We start from the raw sequence: 14,533 nt of genomic DNA, 5'->3' as shown, positions 1-14,533 counted from the left end.
CTATCAGCAGTTAGCAGATTGCAATAACTCAACTTCTAAAATTTCCTTCTTAAATAATTAATCCTCAGTTGCTTTTCTAAAAACTAATAGCTAATAGCTAAAAGCTTTAAAAATAGTAGTCCCGGGCAGACTCGAACTGCCGACCCCTACATTATCAGTGTAGTACTCTAACCAGCTGAGCTACGAGACTCTGTATCTTAATTATTCTGTGTTATTTGAATTAACAAAAAAGAGCAAAATTGCTTAAACCATCTCTAGAAAGGAGGTGTTCCAGCCGCACCTTCCGGTACGGCTACCTTGTTACGACTTAGCCCTAGTTACCAGTTTTACCCTAGGCAGCTCCTTGCGGTCACCGACTTCAGGTACCCCCAGCTTCCATGGCTTGACGGGCGGTGTGTACAAGGCCCGGGAACGTATTCACCGGATCATGGCTGATATCCGATTACTAGCGATTCCAGCTTCACGGAGTCGAGTTGCAGACTCCGATCCGAACTGAGAACGGTTTTATAGATTCGCATCCAGTCACCTGGTAGCTGCTCTCTGTACCGTCCATTGTAGCACGTGTGTGGCCCAGGACGTAAGGGCCGTGATGATTTGACGTCATCCCCACCTTCCTCACAGTTTACACTGGCAGTCTTGTTAGAGTTCCCGACATCACTCGCTGGCAACTAACAACAGGGGTTGCGCTCGTTATAGGACTTAACCTGACACCTCACGGCACGAGCTGACGACAACCATGCAGCACCTTGTATTTTGTCTTGCGAAAGATCTGTTTCCAAATCCGTCAAAACACATTTAAGCCCTGGTAAGGTTCCTCGCGTATCATCGAATTAAACCACATGCTCCACCGCTTGTGCGGGCCCCCGTCAATTCCTTTGAGTTTCAAACTTGCGTTCGTACTCCCCAGGTGGGATACTTATCACTTTCGCTTAGCCACTCAGTCTTACTACCAAACAGCTAGTATCCATCGTTTACGGCGTGGACTACCAGGGTATCTAATCCTGTTCGCTACCCACGCTTTCGTCCATCAGCGTCAATCGTTTGTTAGTAACCTGCCTTCGCAATTGGTATTCCATGTAATATCTAAGCATTTCACCGCTACACTACATATTCTAGTTACTTCACAAAAATTCAAGCCTAACAGTATCAATGGCAATTTTTTGGTTAAGCCAAAAACTTTCACCGCTGACTTATTAAGCCGCCTACGGACCCTTTAAACCCAATGATTCCGGATAACGCTTGGATCCTCCGTATTACCGCGGCTGCTGGCACGGAGTTAGCCGATCCTTATTCTTACGGTACCGTCAGTACATTACACGTAATGTGTTTTCTTCCCGTACAAAAGCAGTTTACAATCCATAGGACCGTCATCCTGCACGCGGCATGGCTGGTTCAGACTTCCGTCCATTGACCAATATTCCTCACTGCTGCCTCCCGTAGGAGTCTGGTCCGTGTCTCAGTACCAGTGTGGGGGATCTCCCTCTCAGGACCCCTACCCATCATCGTCTTGGTAAGCCGTTACCTTACCAACTAACTAATGGGACGCATGCTCATCTTATACCAATAAATCTTTATATTTTAAAAGATGCCATTCAAAATAACTATAAGGTATTAATCCAAATTTCTCTGGGCTATCCCTTAGTATAAGGTAGATTGCATACGCGTTACGCACCCGTGCGCCGGTCTCAATATCCGAAGATATCTACCCCTCGACTTGCATGTGTTAGGCCTGCCGCTAGCGTTCATCCTGAGCCAGGATCAAACTCTTCATCGTATGTTGTAATATTTTTTTGATGTTGCGTTTAAGCGCTTTTAATTTCTTAAAAACTCTTACTCTTTTTTTTTGTTAATCCAATATGTCTATGAACTTGTCTTTCGTATTATCACTCTCTATCTGAAAGCGGTTGCAAAAGTAGCAACTCTTTTTTAAACTACCAAAATTTATTCGATAAATATCTTTAGTTATTTTTTAAAGAACTTTTGCTTGCTATTTCATTTCTGAAACGGATTGCAAAACTACAACCTTTATTTGATAACTTCCAAATTTATTTTTGATAAATTTCTCTGTGTTTTATAATGTTTAAAAGAACGTTTCTGTTTTTCAACGGTGCAAAGATACCCCCTACTTTCGCGACTTTCCTAATTAATTTCAACCTTTTTTTATTGTTATTTTTTAGTTGCTTTATTGTTAAGCGGTTAGGAAATTAATTTAACATTTGAACAATACTCATGATGTTTTAAAACTGAAATATTTTATTATTTACAAATTATCTTGCGTGATTTTTTATGGTTTACTGTATTTTTTATTGTCCTGAATTTGCGTTAGGGAGTGCAGCGGATAGCCTTTTGTGGCTTTAATGCCACAAAAGCTTGAAGCGGAAAGCCCGACCCGCCCATTAAAAGGCGGGAAACGCCCAAGCGAAAAGAAGAAATACTAACAAAAGCAGTTGTAAATTCATTCTAAAAATTGTAACTTGTAAATAAAAAGAAGATGAAAGAGTATACATTAGTTATGGGAGCATCGGAAAATGTGCAACGTTATTCTAACATGGCGGTAAGAAAACTTTTAAATTACAATCATAAAGTCAAGGCTTTTGGAAATCGTGAAGGTGAAATTAACGGAGTACGTATCACAAACGATTTAGAACCTTATACAGATATTGATACAATAACGCTGTATTTGAATCCGACAAACCAAAAACCTTTTTATGATTATATTATAGATCTGAATCCGAGACGTGTGATTTTTAATCCCGGTACTGAAAACAAAGAGTTGCAAGGAAAACTTAAAAATGCAGGCATTGATTTTGAAGAAGCCTGCACTTTGGTACTTTTAAGTATTAACAAATATTAGAAAAACCGAACTTAATTAAGTTCGGTTTTTTGTTTGAAGCTTATAAACAGCAATAATATTAAGGTAATTAAGCCGTTTACTATAATTAATTCGTTATCAAAAACATATCCGCTGAATAATGTTTTAGAATTGTTACTTATATATAAGGTAATAAATGGCGAAATTAAACAGACAAAAGGTACTAATTTATCGTGAACTTTTCGAGCTTTGAAAAACATTCCGAAAGTGAATAACCCTAATAGTGGTCCGTAAGTGTAAGAAGCGATTTTAAAAATCATACTAACAACAGATGCATCGTTTATTATATTAAAGATTACAATGACCGCGAACATGATCAAACAGAAAATTAAATGAACAATTTTTCGAACCATAACATTTTTAGGTTTATGAACATTCTCGGCTTTATCCATTCCTAAAAAATCAATACAGAAAGAAGTTGTTAATGCGGTTAAAGCAGAATCGGTTGTGGCAAAAGTAGCAGCGATTAATCCTAATAAAAAGACAATTGCAGGAACTAATGCCAAATGATGAAAGGCAATTTCAGGAAAAAGTAAGTCGGTTCGAGGTTTTCCAGTAATGAAATCGGTAGGAACTGAAACTCCGTTTGCATCGGCATAAATATAAAGCAACGCACCAACTCCCAAGAAAAAGATATTAATTAAAACAAAAATCCCTGTAAATGTAAACATGTTTTTCTGCGCATCTTTAATATTGGCGCAACTTAAATTTTTCTGCATTAAATCTTGATCCAAGCCTGTCATTGCAATAGTTACGAACATTCCACCCAAAAACTGTTTAATGAAATGGAAACGGCTGTCTACAAAATCTTCCCAAAAGAAAATTTTACTATAACTGCTGTTTTTCACGGTTTCAAATGCTTCGATTGCATTTAAATCTAAACTGTAGCAAATAAAAATAATAGTTAAAATAACCGAACTTATCAAGAAAAACGTCTGCAAGGTATCGGTAATAATAATTGCTTTTAAGCCCGATTTATAGGTATATGCGTAAATTAAAGCGAGTGAAATTAAACCAGTTACTGCAAAGGGAATTCCGAAAGCATCGAACACAAAGCGCTGAAAAACAATAACAACCAAATATAAACGAAAAGCCGAACCAATGGTTCTACTGATTAAAAATATAGCTGCGGCAGTTTTATAGCTGTAAAATCCCAATCGTTTTTCGAAATATTCGTAGATCGAAACCAAATTCAATCGATAATATAAAGGCAACAGAACGGTTGCTGTAATGATAAAACCAACGGCATTTCCTAAAACAAACTGAAAATATTTGAATTGTTCGCCACTTGGAGCACCAACTTCTCCCGGAACAGAAATAAACGTTACACCCGAAAGTGCGGTACCAATCATTCCGAATGCCACCAAATACCATTTTGAATTTTTATTTGCCGAGAAAAAAGCAGCATTACTACTGTCTTTACGGCTTACAAAATGCGATATACCAATTAAGATACCGAAATATATGATTATTATGGTTAAAATTACAATGGGTGTCATTTCTTAAAATTTTCTCAAAAATAAATATTTTATTGTTGCGGTATTGAAAACCTACCTTTAATTTTCAAGTAAATTTATTAATTTTGCAGAATGGATTTTCCTTCGAAATTATTAGAAAACGCAGTGAACGAAATGGCGCAGTTGCCCGGAATTGGTAAAAGAACGGCATTACGCTTGGTTTTGCATTTGCTACGCCAGCCAATTGAGCAAACTACCGACTTAACAACGGCGTTGGATTTGTTGCGAAACGAGATTAAATACTGCAAAAGCTGTTATGCGATATCGGACACTAATTTGTGTGAAATTTGCGAAAAACCGTCGCGCGATCATTCTATAATTTGTGTGGTGGAAGATGTGCGTGATGTAATGGCATTAGAAAATACACAGCTTTACAAAGGAATTTACCATGTTTTGGGCGGAAAGATTTCTCCGATTGATGGTGTTGGCCCTAGTCAGCTAAACATTTTACCATTAATTGATAAAGTAAAAAACGGCGGCGTCAGCGAAATTATTTTCGCGTTGAGTTCTACTATGGAAGGAGACACAACCAACTTTTATATTTACAAACAGATTAAAGATTACGAAATTATTACATCGACCATTGCGCGTGGAATTGCCGTTGGCGACGAACTGCAATATGCCGACGAAGTTACTTTAGGACGAAGTTTGATTCACCGTGTTCCGTTTGAAAGTAGTTTGAAGATTTAAAAAACTGATATTAACAACAAAAGTTTAAAGTAAATATAAACAAAAAAAATCTTCCTTTTGGAAGATTTTTTTTGTTTATGCTTTGCAACAACCGTCTAGATTTTCGTAAGCTATTGGGTCGGCTTTAATTTCATCGGCATCGAAACCTAATTTTGAAATTGCTGTTCTTATATCTTGCAAATTTGTTTTTTTAGGATTGTAGTAAACTGTAATAGTTTCTTTTTCTTCATCTAACTCGTACATTTTCACACCTTTTACTTTCAACATTTCTGTCTGAAACATTTTTCCGCAGGTTTCGCAAGCTTTACAATGATCGCAAACAATGTTTGTTTTAATTACCGCTTTTTCTGATTTTTTGTTTTGTGCACTCACAACAGTTGTAGACGCAATAAACAATACAACTAATAAAGCTTTTAAATTTTTCATAATTCAGGTTTTAAATTAATCAATACAGGTAATCATATCGCTGGTTGTTTTTCTTACCTTTTTTAATTCTGCCTGCCAATCGTTTTCGGCATCGCGGTAACCAATCGGTAAAATAACAACGCTTTTTAATCCTTTTTCTTCTAAATTCAACAGTTTGTCAACTTCATGGTTTATAAAACCTTCCATTGGTATCGAATCTACTTCTAAAGCTCCGGCTTCGGTCAGTGCCATTCCCAAGGCAATATAAACCTGTCGGGAAGCATGTTCAAACTGATGTTCTAACGACATAGACGTTAATTGTTTTATAACGCCGTTTTTGTAATTATCAGAAAATCCTTTGGGTAAATCACGTTCTTGTTCATAAAAATCAAAATAATGATTCATTCTATTAATATCATAATAACTCCAAGCGGCAAAAATGATTAAATGCGAACAATCTGTTAATTGCGACTGATTATATGCAACTGTCTTGATTTTTTCTTTTAAAGCCTGATTGGTAATTACAATCATTTCAAAAGGCTGCAAACCAGATGAAGTTGGTGCCAATCGCGCCGCTTCTAAAATACTGTTTACCTTATCTTGAGAAACTTTTTCACCGTTCATTTTTTTGGTAGCGTAACGCCACTGCAATGCGGGAATAATACTCATAATTTTATTTTTATGATTATCACAACTTTATTATTCGCCAGTTCGATTTATAAGATCGAACTGACGATCATAAATTATTTTTTATATGATGCTAAAAAAGCATTTACATTTGTTTCGATACGTTCCTGAATGTTAGAAACATCTGCTTTTTCGAATTTCTCACCAATGATATTTTCGTATAATTCAATGTATCTGTCTGAAACTGTTTCAATATATTCGTCTGTCATTTCAGGAATCTGCTGACCATCTTTCCCTTGAAAACCGTTTGAAATTAACCATTGACGCACAAATTCTTTTGATAATTGTTTTTGAGCTTCGTTTTTATCTTGACGATCTTGGTATCCTTCTGCATAAAAATAACGAGAAGAATCCGGAGTATGAATTTCATCAATCAATACAATTTTACCGTCTTTCGTTTTACCGAATTCGTATTTTGTATCAACCAAAATCAATCCACGCGATGCTGCAATTTCAGTTCCACGCTGATATAAAGCATGTGTATATTTTTCTAACACTTCGTAATCTTCTTTAGAAACAATTCCTTGTGCTAAAATTTCTTCTTTAGAAATATCTTCATCATGCGTTCCAACAGCTGCTTTTGTAGTTGGAGTGATGATTGGGGTTGGAAATTTATCGTTTTCCTTCATACCTGCAGGCATTTCAACTCCGCACAAAACACGTTTTCCTTCAGCATATTCGCGAGCTGCATGACCCGATAAATAGCCGCGGATAACCATTTCTACTTTAAAAGGATCGCACAAATAACCAACAGCTACGTTAGGATCTGGGTTTGCAACCAACCAGTTTGGAACAATATCTTTTGTTAAATGCATAAATTTTGATGCAATTTGGTTTAAGATTTGTCCTTTATATGGAATTCCTTTTGGCATAATTACATCAAAAGCCGATAAACGGTCAGTGGCAATCATTACCAATAAATCGTCGTTAATATTGTAAACTTCGCGTACTTTTCCTTTGTAAACAGATTGCTGACCCGGAAAATTAAAGTTAGAAGAAGTTATGGTTTTCATTATAATGTTGTGTTTGTTTTAAAACTGTAAAAGTACTAATAATTCTTTTTCAAAACGTTCTTTAGGCAAATATTGCGCTTCCAGATTATCCATAAAAGGTATAGGCGTTTCGATACTTGCCACACGTTTTACAGGCGCATCTAAATACTCAAAACAATTTTCCATGATCCAAGCAGATAAATCGCTGGCAATTCCGCCAAACATTGAATCTTCTTGAAGAATTATTACTCGGTTTGTTTTTTGTACCGATTTTCTAATCGTTTCGTAATCTAAAGGTTGTAACGTTCTTAAATCGATCAAATCAGCAGAAATATCTGTATTTTTCTCCAAAGTATCTAATGCCCAATGAACACCGGCTCCATAAGAAATAATTGTCACATCATTTCCTTCTTTAATTAAGGAAGCCTGACCAAACGGAATGGTGTAATAATTAGCCGGAACATCTTGCGATTTACTGCGGTACAGATTTTTATGTTCGAAAAAAATCACCGGATTTGGATCGTTAATTGCGGTATTCAACAAACCTTTAGCATCGGCAGGAAAAGCAGGGTAAACCACTTTTAACCCCGGAGTTTTAGTAAACCAAGCTTCGTTTGTTTGCGAATGGAACGGACCAGCGCCAGAACCTGCACCACAAGGCATACGCACCACAACATCGGCATGTTCGCCCCAACGATAGTGCTGCTTTGCTAATAAATTTACGATTGGATTAAAACCTGTTGAAACGAAATCGGCAAACTGCATTTCTACAACCGATTTGTATTTATTGATTGATAATCCGGCAGCCGATGACACAATAATACTTTCGCAAATTGGTGTGTTACGCACGCGTTCTTTTCCAAAAGCATCAACAAAACCTTCGGTTACCTTAAAAGCACCGCCGTATTCTGCAATGTCCTGACCCATAATTATTAAATTCTCATGACGTTCAAAAGATTGTTTCAATCCTTCTGAAATCGCATCAATAAAACGGATGTTTTTGGTTTCGGTCGATGCTTCAAAATGCTGATATTCGTAAGGTTTGTACACATCATTCAGTTCTGTTTCCAGATTAGCTTCTAAACCGGCTTCGTCTTGTGTAATTTTCCAATGCGTATCAATTTCTTCTTTGATTTCTTTTCTTAACTGCGCATCTTGTTCTTCAGATAAAATACCCATTTCGGTTAAATAATTGTTGAAACGAGCGATTGGATCTTTAATTTTCCATTCTTCGAACAATTCCTGCGGAATATACTTGGTACCACTCGCCTCTTCGTGTCCACGCATTCTAAACGTTTTCATTTCAATTAAAACCGGATGCGGATTTTGACGCATATCTTCTGCAATTTCATGAAGTTTTGTATAAACTTCCACAATATTGTTACCGTCTATAATATGGCTTTCCATACCATAACCGATACCTTTATCGGCTAAATTTTCACATTTATACTGCTCGCGTGTAGGTGTTGAAAGTCCGTAACCGTTGTTTTCAATAATAAACATTACCGGTAAATCCCAAACGGCAGCAACGTTTAATGCTTCGTGAAAATCACCTTCAGACGTTGCGCCTTCACCCGTAAAAACAGCTGTGATTTTATTTTCTTTTCGTAGTTTGTGTGCCAGTGCAATACCATCGGCAATACCTAATTGTGGACCCAAATGCGAGATCATTCCTACAATATTAAATTCTTGCGTTCCAAAGTGAAACGAACGGTCGCGTCCTTTTGTAAATCCGTTTGGTTTGCCCTGCCATTGAGAAAACAATCTGCTTAAAGGAATGTTTCTACTTGTAAAAACTCCAAGGTTTCTGTGCATTGGCAGAATATATTCATCGTTATGAAGGATCGATGTTACACCAACTGCAATAGCTTCCTGCCCCATCCCAGAAAACCATTTTGATACTTTTCCCTGACGAATCAAGATTAACATTTTTTCTTCTATTAATCTTGGTTTCAATAATTTTTTATATAAATCTAACAGTATATCTTGCGATAAAATTTGAGATTGAACTTCCATAAAAACGGTTGTAAATATTTTTGGGCTAAAAGTACTAATTTTATTTGTGTAACTAAGTAAAAAACATTTTTTCACTATATAGTGAATTTTTTTTGGTGAAATCATGTTTTATACCTACTTTTGCTACTAATCAACAATAAAACACTCAATAAAAACTCTAACTTTATTTTAATTGTCTATCATTTAAGATGTTGTTATAGGACAAAGACTGACTTATAGTAAACTATGAGTCAGTTTTTTATTTAACTTTGTTTCAAACTTTTAAGAACACTTATTATGGAAGATGAATTTAAAGCTAGAAAAGTAACTTCTGGTAAACTTCGTGATAAAGTACGTACCAAAAATAAAATGGTTCAAGCTGTTGGTAAAGTTTTATTAAAAAAAGGTTATACCGGCTTAAACGCTACATCTGTAGCAAAAGAAGCTGGTGTTGACAAAAGTTTGGTGTGGACTTATTTTGGCAATTTAGATAATTTGGTAGAAGAATATATTGCACAGCGCGATTTTTGGAAATATAAAGCAAAAGATTCTATAGAAACTTTAACAACAGAAACAAAAGTTATTGATGACGATGATATGGCGGCTTTACTACAATTTCAGTTTAAGGCTTTATTAGAAGACGAAATTTTGCAACGCCTTATGCTTTGGGGAATTAGCGAAAAAAAGCAGTTTTTACGTAAAGCTTCTGATGATAGAGAGTTAATTGGGGAAGAAATCTTTAAAAACATGGATTCTAAATTTAAAAACTCAAACGTTGATGTTCGCGGAATATTTGCAATTGTGGTTGCGGGTATTTATTATTTGGTTCTTCACGCTAAAACAAACGGAAGTCTTTTTTGTGGAATTGATTTGAATACTGCCGATGGTGAAGAACGAATTAAAGAAAGCATTTCACAAATTATTAAAATGGCTTACCAAAACAATATCAAAATTTAATTATTTAATGAAACTTTTAGTTTAAAAACGTAAATTTGAATTTAAAGTTTTAAAAATGCAAAATATACCTTGTGTTAACTTGCGTGATTTCCTATCGGATGATCCGGTACGCAAACAAAAATTTGTAAATGAAATCGGTAAAGCTTACGAAGAAATTGGTTTCGTAGCATTAAAAGGACACTTTTTAAGTGATGATCTTGTAGATAAACTGTATCAACAAGTTCGCAATTTTTTTAATCTTTCTTTAGACGTTAAAGAAAAATATGAAATCCCTGGTATTGGTGGGCAACGTGGCTATGTTTCGTTCGGAAAAGAATCTGCAAAAGGACGAACAACTGGCGATTTAAAAGAGTTTTGGCATTTTGGACAATATGTTGAAAACAACGACAAACTAGCAAATGAATACCCTGCAAATGTAACGGTTAACGAACTCCCAGAATTTAATTCAACAGGAAAAGAAGCTTATAAAATGCTTGAAAAAACAGGAATTTATGTTTTACGTGCGTTAGCTTTGTATTTAGGTTTAAATGAATTTTATTTTGATGATTTTATCAAGAATGGAAATTCTATTTTACGCCCAATTCACTACCCTCCTATTCTTAATGAACCTAAAGATGCTGTTCGTGCAGCTGCACATGGCGACATTAATCTGATTACGCTTTTAATGGGTGCACAAGGTAAAGGTTTACAGGTACAAAACAACAATGGCGAATGGATTGATGCAATTGCAGAGCCAGATGAATTGGTGATTAATGTAGGCGATATGTTGTCAAGACACACCAACAACAAATTAAAATCTACCATACATCAGGTTATTAATCCACCAAGAGAATTATGGGGAACATCGCGTTTTTCTATTCCGTTTTTTATGCATCCAATAAGCGAAATGCCTTTAAATTGTTTAGAAAACTGCATTGATGAAAACAATCCTAAACGTTATGAAGATATCACTGCAGGCGAGTTTTTAACCGAACGTTTAATTGAACTAGGTTTGATTAAAAAATAGAAAAAATATTTAAAAAAAATTTTAGTAAATATTTGCAGATGTAAAAAAACTTTGTACATTTGTACTATAACTCATCTACAACAGGACAAGCAATTAGAATGTTTTAGAATTTTTGAGTTTTTCATAAGTGTTTTTTTTGGTTATTAAAGTGGGTTTATTTCGGTAAACCCACTTTTTTTATTTGTTGTTTTCTAAGATATATCGTTGTGTAACAAAATCTATATCTTTGATTGATTTACGCATCCAGTCTATTTTTTTTGCTAAAAGATCTTCTTCTGAAAGCTTCCAGTCTAATGCCGAAGTTCGTAATTTATTGGTAATGCTATTAATAACAAGGGCAGCCGAAACCGAAATATTTAAACTTTCGGTAAAACCGTACATCGGAATTTTTATAAAAGTATCTGCCTGATCCATAATTTCTTGAGATAATCCATTTTTTTCTGTTCCAAAAAATATTGCCGACGGTTTACTTATATCAAAATTATCTAACGTATGCGCATCGGCATGCGGAGAGGTTGCTACAATCTGGTATCCTTGCTTTTTCAGGCTTTCCAAACAATTTTGTGTAGACGTATGTCTGTAAATATCCACCCACTTTTCAGCCCCCAAGGCAATTTCTTTATCTATTGTTTTGCTGAATTTTTGTTCGATCATGTGTAAGTTTTGTATCCCAAAAACCTCACAACTCCGCATTACTGCGCTGGTATTATGTAGCTGATATACATCTTCAACGGCGATACAAAAATGCTTGGTTCTATTTTCTAAAACTTTATTGAACTTTAGTTTTCTGTTTTCGGTAATAAATCCTTCTAAATAATTTTTGTAATCGATACTTTTATATAAATCGTTTAAATTCATTGCTTTTCTTTAATTTAGTGCAAAGATACAATTTGCATATACAATGAAAAATTTAGTTTTTTTAACCGGAGCTGGAATTTCTGCCGAAAGTGGCGTGAAAACTTTTAGAGATGCCAATGGATTATGGGAAGGTCACGATATTATGCAAGTTGCTAGTTTAGATGGTTTTAAAAGAAACCCAGATTTAGTTCTAGATTTTTACAACAAACGCAGAAACCAACTTTTAAAGGTAGCGCCTAACGCTGCGCATAGTATTATTGCTAATCTAGAAAGTACTTTTAATGTAAACGTTATAACTCAAAATGTTGACGATTTACATGAACGCGCCGGTAGCACAAACGTGATACACTTACATGGCGAATTACTAAAAGCCTGCAGTGTGGTTAATGAAAACCTTATTTACGATTGGAAAACAGATATTTTAATGGGAACAACAAATAAAGAAAAGCACCAATTACGCCCGCATATTGTTTGGTTTGGGGAAGCAGTTCCTGAAATTGAAAATGCGATACCTATACTTGAACAGGCAGATATTTTAGTTATTGTAGGAACATCGTTACAAGTGTATCCGGCAGCTGGTTTAATTGATTATGCCGATAAAGCTAAACACCTATTTTATGTTGATTTGAATCCGGCTGAAACCAGTTATTTTAGAAAAAAAATAAAAGTAATTTCCAAAAAAGCATCAGAAGGAATGATGGAATTGCAGGAATTATTAATAAAATTATAAACCGTTTTTTAAAAAAAGTTGTGGATAATCTGTTGTAATACAATCAATTTTTTGTGAGATTAAATTTCTTGCATTCTCTAAATCGTTAACAGTCCACGAATTGGTTTTTAAATTTAAATCGTTAAATTGTTTAATCATGTTTTTGTTGGCTAAAAGAATTTCATAATGATAATCTATACCGTTTAAACCACTCTGTAAAATTTCAATGGCAGATTTATCGCCTTCTAAATAATGAACAAAAAAATGAGGAAGTTTGTTTTTAAGATAAACAGCCGAAGAAAAGTCAAACAAAATAAATTCTAAATTTTCAGGATTTGCGTTGAATGGAAGTTCGCTTACAATAACATCAATCAATTGTTTGGTTCGATCTGTTTTGCCTATTTCAGAAGTTTTAATTTCGGCAATTAGCTTGGTTTTATTTTGATTCAATCCCACAGAATAGAAATCATTCAAAGTCGGAATGTTCTCTCCATTTGGAAGTTCTTTAATCAATAAATCATTATAATTAGTAGTTTCGATATTCAACCCAAAAAAATTATGATCATGATTCACAACCACGATATTGTCTTTAGTTAAATGAACATCAAACTCTGATCCGTGACATTTTAAATCGATTGCTTTTTGAAGAGAAGCGATTGAATTTTGTGGTAAATTGAATTCTTTCCACGCTCCCCTATGCGCAATGATTTTAGTCGGCATAACACAACATATATAAAATTAATGTTTTTTTGGTTTGTTGCTAACGTCTTCTTCAAGATCGTCTTTTAACTCATCCATGATAGACTTGTCCCAAAGTTTAGTACCTGTAACATAAGCAACTTTACTTATTAAAAAACCAGCGACAGGTGAAGTAATAAACAAGAAAAATATAATAGCAAGTGCTTTAGTTGTAACAGAAAAATCGGAAAAATAAAGAACCGCCGCAATTAAAATACAACCAATTCCTAAAGTAGCAGCCTTAATAGTAATAGATAAGCGCGAATAAAAATCGGGCATTTTAACTATACCAAACGAAGCAATAAGAATAAAAATTGCTCCTAAAGTGCTTAAAATCATAATTAATAAATCATTCATCTTTTTTTCTTTTAAATATATAATAAGAAAAGGCAACGGTACTTAAAAAGGCAATAAGCGCCAAAATCATTGCTTGATCTAAGAACATCGGATTATTAACAATAATACTAAAAAGTGCAATTACTGCAACCCCAACTGTTATAAGCAAATCTAACGCTACTACCCGATCTACAACCTGCGGACCTTTCACAAAACGTATCATTATAAAAAAAATAGCCACGCAAATTATGGGCATTACAATGTATCCTATGTATTCTTCAACCGTCATATTATCGAATTATTTCTAATAATTTTTTTTCAATTCTGTTACTTAATCTTCGAATAAATTCTTCTTTATTTGCTAAATACATTACGTGAATATACATAGAACGTTTATCTTTTGATAAATCTATTACTACAGTTCCAGGAGTTAGTGCGATCATGTTTGCAAGCATGGTAATTTCAAAATCTGTTTTTGCCTCCATTTGGTATTTAACAATACCTGGTTTCATGTTGTAATTTGGTGTGATAACATCTTTAGTTACTTCGTAATTTGCTTTTAAAAGATCGTAAAAAAACAAAATTATGAACGCAAATATTTTTGGCACTCGGTAGAAATATTCTGTATTAGCTTTTACAGATCGGTTTACCATCCATAAAATAAAGAAACCCATGGTGTAACCAAATACAAAATTTGAATAATCAAGTTGTCCGGTAAGCGCTACCCAAACAAATGTAAGTAATATATTTAGTAAGAAATTTTGTAACATA

15 protein-coding genes, 1 tRNA gene and 1 rRNA gene are annotated in these 14,533 nt (G+C 34.7%); 5 read left to right on the top strand and 12 right to left on the bottom strand.

Annotated features, from left to right (window positions below; genetic code table 11):
- Window positions 1–116: 116 nt before the first annotated feature.
- Window positions 117–190 (bottom strand) — tRNA-Ile (locus EG242_RS03670).
- 68 nt (window positions 191–258) lie between these two features.
- Window positions 259–1,774, bottom strand: a 16S ribosomal RNA gene (locus tag EG242_RS03665).
- A 717-nt stretch (window positions 1,775–2,491) separates the two neighbouring features.
- Here EG242_RS03665 and EG242_RS03660 point away from each other — a divergent pair.
- The gene (locus EG242_RS03660; RefSeq protein ID WP_124898562.1) at window positions 2,492–2,854 is read left to right on the top strand and encodes a CoA-binding protein; all 363 of its coding nucleotides are present in this window, start codon (window positions 2,492–2,494) and stop codon (window positions 2,852–2,854) included.
- An 11-nt stretch (window positions 2,855–2,865) separates the two neighbouring features.
- Here the strand turns inward: EG242_RS03660 and EG242_RS03655 are convergent, their stop codons facing one another.
- Complete coding sequence (locus tag EG242_RS03655) at window positions 2,866–4,371, bottom strand: sodium:solute symporter (RefSeq protein WP_124898561.1); 1,506 nt, start codon at window positions 4,369–4,371, stop codon at window positions 2,866–2,868.
- 90 nt (window positions 4,372–4,461) lie between these two features.
- On the opposite strand from EG242_RS03655, the gene recR reads away from it, so the two are divergent.
- Entirely contained in the window at window positions 4,462–5,079 is a 618-nt protein-coding gene (recR, locus tag EG242_RS03650; protein ID WP_124898560.1) for a recombination mediator RecR, read from the top strand.
- A gap of 75 nt (window positions 5,080–5,154) precedes the next feature.
- Here recR and EG242_RS03645 read toward each other — a convergent pair whose 3' ends face one another.
- The 4 genes from EG242_RS03645 to EG242_RS03630 all read right to left on the bottom strand — a co-directional run bounded on the left by EG242_RS03645 (window position 5,155) and on the right by EG242_RS03630 (window position 9,179).
- A complete protein-coding gene (locus EG242_RS03645; RefSeq protein WP_124898559.1) occupies window positions 5,155–5,505 on the bottom strand; it encodes a heavy-metal-associated domain-containing protein in 351 nt (116 codons plus the stop codon).
- 15 nt (window positions 5,506–5,520) lie between these two features.
- Entirely contained in the window at window positions 5,521–6,153 is a 633-nt protein-coding gene (locus EG242_RS03640) for an NAD(P)H-dependent oxidoreductase (RefSeq protein ID WP_124898558.1), read from the bottom strand.
- A gap of 74 nt (window positions 6,154–6,227) precedes the next feature.
- On the bottom strand, window positions 6,228–7,187 hold the full coding sequence (locus EG242_RS03635) for a phosphoribosylaminoimidazolesuccinocarboxamide synthase (protein WP_162497621.1): 960 nt from the start codon (window positions 7,185–7,187) through the stop codon (window positions 6,228–6,230).
- A gap of 15 nt (window positions 7,188–7,202) precedes the next feature.
- Window positions 7,203–9,179, bottom strand: coding sequence for an alpha-ketoacid dehydrogenase subunit alpha/beta (locus tag EG242_RS03630; protein WP_124898556.1), 1,977 nt, complete (start codon window positions 9,177–9,179; stop codon window positions 7,203–7,205).
- 276 nt (window positions 9,180–9,455) lie between these two features.
- Here EG242_RS03630 and EG242_RS03625 point away from each other — a divergent pair, with 276 nt between their 5' ends.
- Together EG242_RS03625 and EG242_RS03620 are read left to right on the top strand one after the other, a co-directional pair.
- Window positions 9,456–10,115: a TetR/AcrR family transcriptional regulator gene (locus tag EG242_RS03625; protein WP_124898555.1), complete on the top strand. Its 660-nt coding sequence runs from the start codon at window positions 9,456–9,458 to the stop codon at window positions 10,113–10,115.
- A gap of 55 nt (window positions 10,116–10,170) precedes the next feature.
- Window positions 10,171–11,121: an isopenicillin N synthase family dioxygenase gene (locus EG242_RS03620; protein ID WP_124898554.1), complete on the top strand. Its 951-nt coding sequence runs from the start codon at window positions 10,171–10,173 to the stop codon at window positions 11,119–11,121.
- Window positions 11,122–11,298: 177 nt separating this feature from the next.
- On the opposite strand, the gene EG242_RS03615 is transcribed toward EG242_RS03620, so the two are convergent.
- Window positions 11,299–11,979, bottom strand: coding sequence for a TrmH family RNA methyltransferase (locus EG242_RS03615; RefSeq protein ID WP_124898553.1), 681 nt, complete (start codon window positions 11,977–11,979; stop codon window positions 11,299–11,301).
- A 43-nt stretch (window positions 11,980–12,022) separates the two neighbouring features.
- Between EG242_RS03615 and EG242_RS03610 the strand changes: the two genes are divergently transcribed.
- On the top strand, window positions 12,023–12,709 hold the full coding sequence (locus tag EG242_RS03610; protein WP_124898552.1) for an SIR2 family NAD-dependent protein deacylase: 687 nt from the start codon (window positions 12,023–12,025) through the stop codon (window positions 12,707–12,709).
- Here the strand turns inward: EG242_RS03610 and EG242_RS03605 are convergent.
- From EG242_RS03605 to EG242_RS03590, 4 genes are read right to left on the bottom strand one after another with little or no spacing between them, the layout of a single operon-like run.
- Complete coding sequence (locus EG242_RS03605) at window positions 12,704–13,408, bottom strand: glycerophosphodiester phosphodiesterase family protein (RefSeq protein ID WP_124898551.1); 705 nt, start codon at window positions 13,406–13,408, stop codon at window positions 12,704–12,706. The two genes, EG242_RS03610 and EG242_RS03605, sit on opposite strands and share 6 nt — an antisense overlap.
- An 18-nt stretch (window positions 13,409–13,426) precedes the next feature.
- Window positions 13,427–13,783, bottom strand: a complete 357-nt coding sequence (gene mnhG, locus EG242_RS03600) for a monovalent cation/H(+) antiporter subunit G (RefSeq protein ID WP_124898550.1) — start codon at window positions 13,781–13,783, stop codon at window positions 13,427–13,429.
- On the bottom strand, window positions 13,776–14,051 hold the full coding sequence (locus EG242_RS03595; RefSeq protein WP_124898549.1) for a monovalent cation/H+ antiporter complex subunit F: 276 nt from the start codon (window positions 14,049–14,051) through the stop codon (window positions 13,776–13,778). The genes mnhG and EG242_RS03595 overlap by 8 nt, the downstream gene beginning before the upstream one ends.
- A gap of 1 nt (window position 14,052) precedes the next feature.
- The gene (locus tag EG242_RS03590) at window positions 14,053–14,532 is read right to left on the bottom strand and encodes a Na+/H+ antiporter subunit E (RefSeq protein ID WP_124898548.1); all 480 of its coding nucleotides are present in this window, start codon (window positions 14,530–14,532) and stop codon (window positions 14,053–14,055) included.
- Window position 14,533: the final 1 nt, after the last annotated feature.

The sequence above is a fragment of the Paenimyroides viscosum genome (assembly GCF_003858535.1).
GTDB classification, from domain to species: domain Bacteria; phylum Bacteroidota; class Bacteroidia; order Flavobacteriales; family Flavobacteriaceae; genus Flavobacterium; species Flavobacterium viscosum.
This window is presented reverse-complemented; position numbering and strand designations above follow the sequence as displayed.

Excerpts from the sequence above, each read along its gene's own strand:
- EG242_RS03660 (WP_124898562.1), top strand. The coding sequence starts at position 2,492 with ATGAAAGAGTATACATTAGTTATGGGAGCATCGGAAAATGTGCAACGT.
- EG242_RS03655 (WP_124898561.1), bottom strand. The coding sequence starts at position 4,371 with ATGACACCCATTGTAATTTTAACCATAATAATCATATATTTCGGTATC.
- recR (WP_124898560.1), top strand. The coding sequence starts at position 4,462 with ATGGATTTTCCTTCGAAATTATTAGAAAACGCAGTGAACGAAATGGCG.
- EG242_RS03645 (WP_124898559.1), bottom strand. The coding sequence starts at position 5,505 with ATGAAAAATTTAAAAGCTTTATTAGTTGTATTGTTTATTGCGTCTACA.
- EG242_RS03640 (WP_124898558.1), bottom strand. The coding sequence starts at position 6,153 with ATGAGTATTATTCCCGCATTGCAGTGGCGTTACGCTACCAAAAAAATG.
- EG242_RS03630 (WP_124898556.1), bottom strand. The coding sequence starts at position 9,179 with ATGGAAGTTCAATCTCAAATTTTATCGCAAGATATACTGTTAGATTTA.
- EG242_RS03625 (WP_124898555.1), top strand. The coding sequence starts at position 9,456 with ATGGAAGATGAATTTAAAGCTAGAAAAGTAACTTCTGGTAAACTTCGT.
- EG242_RS03620 (WP_124898554.1), top strand. The coding sequence starts at position 10,171 with ATGCAAAATATACCTTGTGTTAACTTGCGTGATTTCCTATCGGATGAT.
- EG242_RS03615 (WP_124898553.1), bottom strand. The coding sequence starts at position 11,979 with ATGAATTTAAACGATTTATATAAAAGTATCGATTACAAAAATTATTTA.
- EG242_RS03610 (WP_124898552.1), top strand. The coding sequence starts at position 12,023 with ATGAAAAATTTAGTTTTTTTAACCGGAGCTGGAATTTCTGCCGAAAGT.
- EG242_RS03605 (WP_124898551.1), bottom strand. The coding sequence starts at position 13,408 with ATGCCGACTAAAATCATTGCGCATAGGGGAGCGTGGAAAGAATTCAAT.
- mnhG (WP_124898550.1), bottom strand. The coding sequence starts at position 13,783 with ATGAATGATTTATTAATTATGATTTTAAGCACTTTAGGAGCAATTTTT.
- EG242_RS03595 (WP_124898549.1), bottom strand. The coding sequence starts at position 14,051 with ATGACGGTTGAAGAATACATAGGATACATTGTAATGCCCATAATTTGC.
- EG242_RS03590 (WP_124898548.1), bottom strand. The coding sequence starts at position 14,532 with ATGTTACAAAATTTCTTACTAAATATATTACTTACATTTGTTTGGGTA.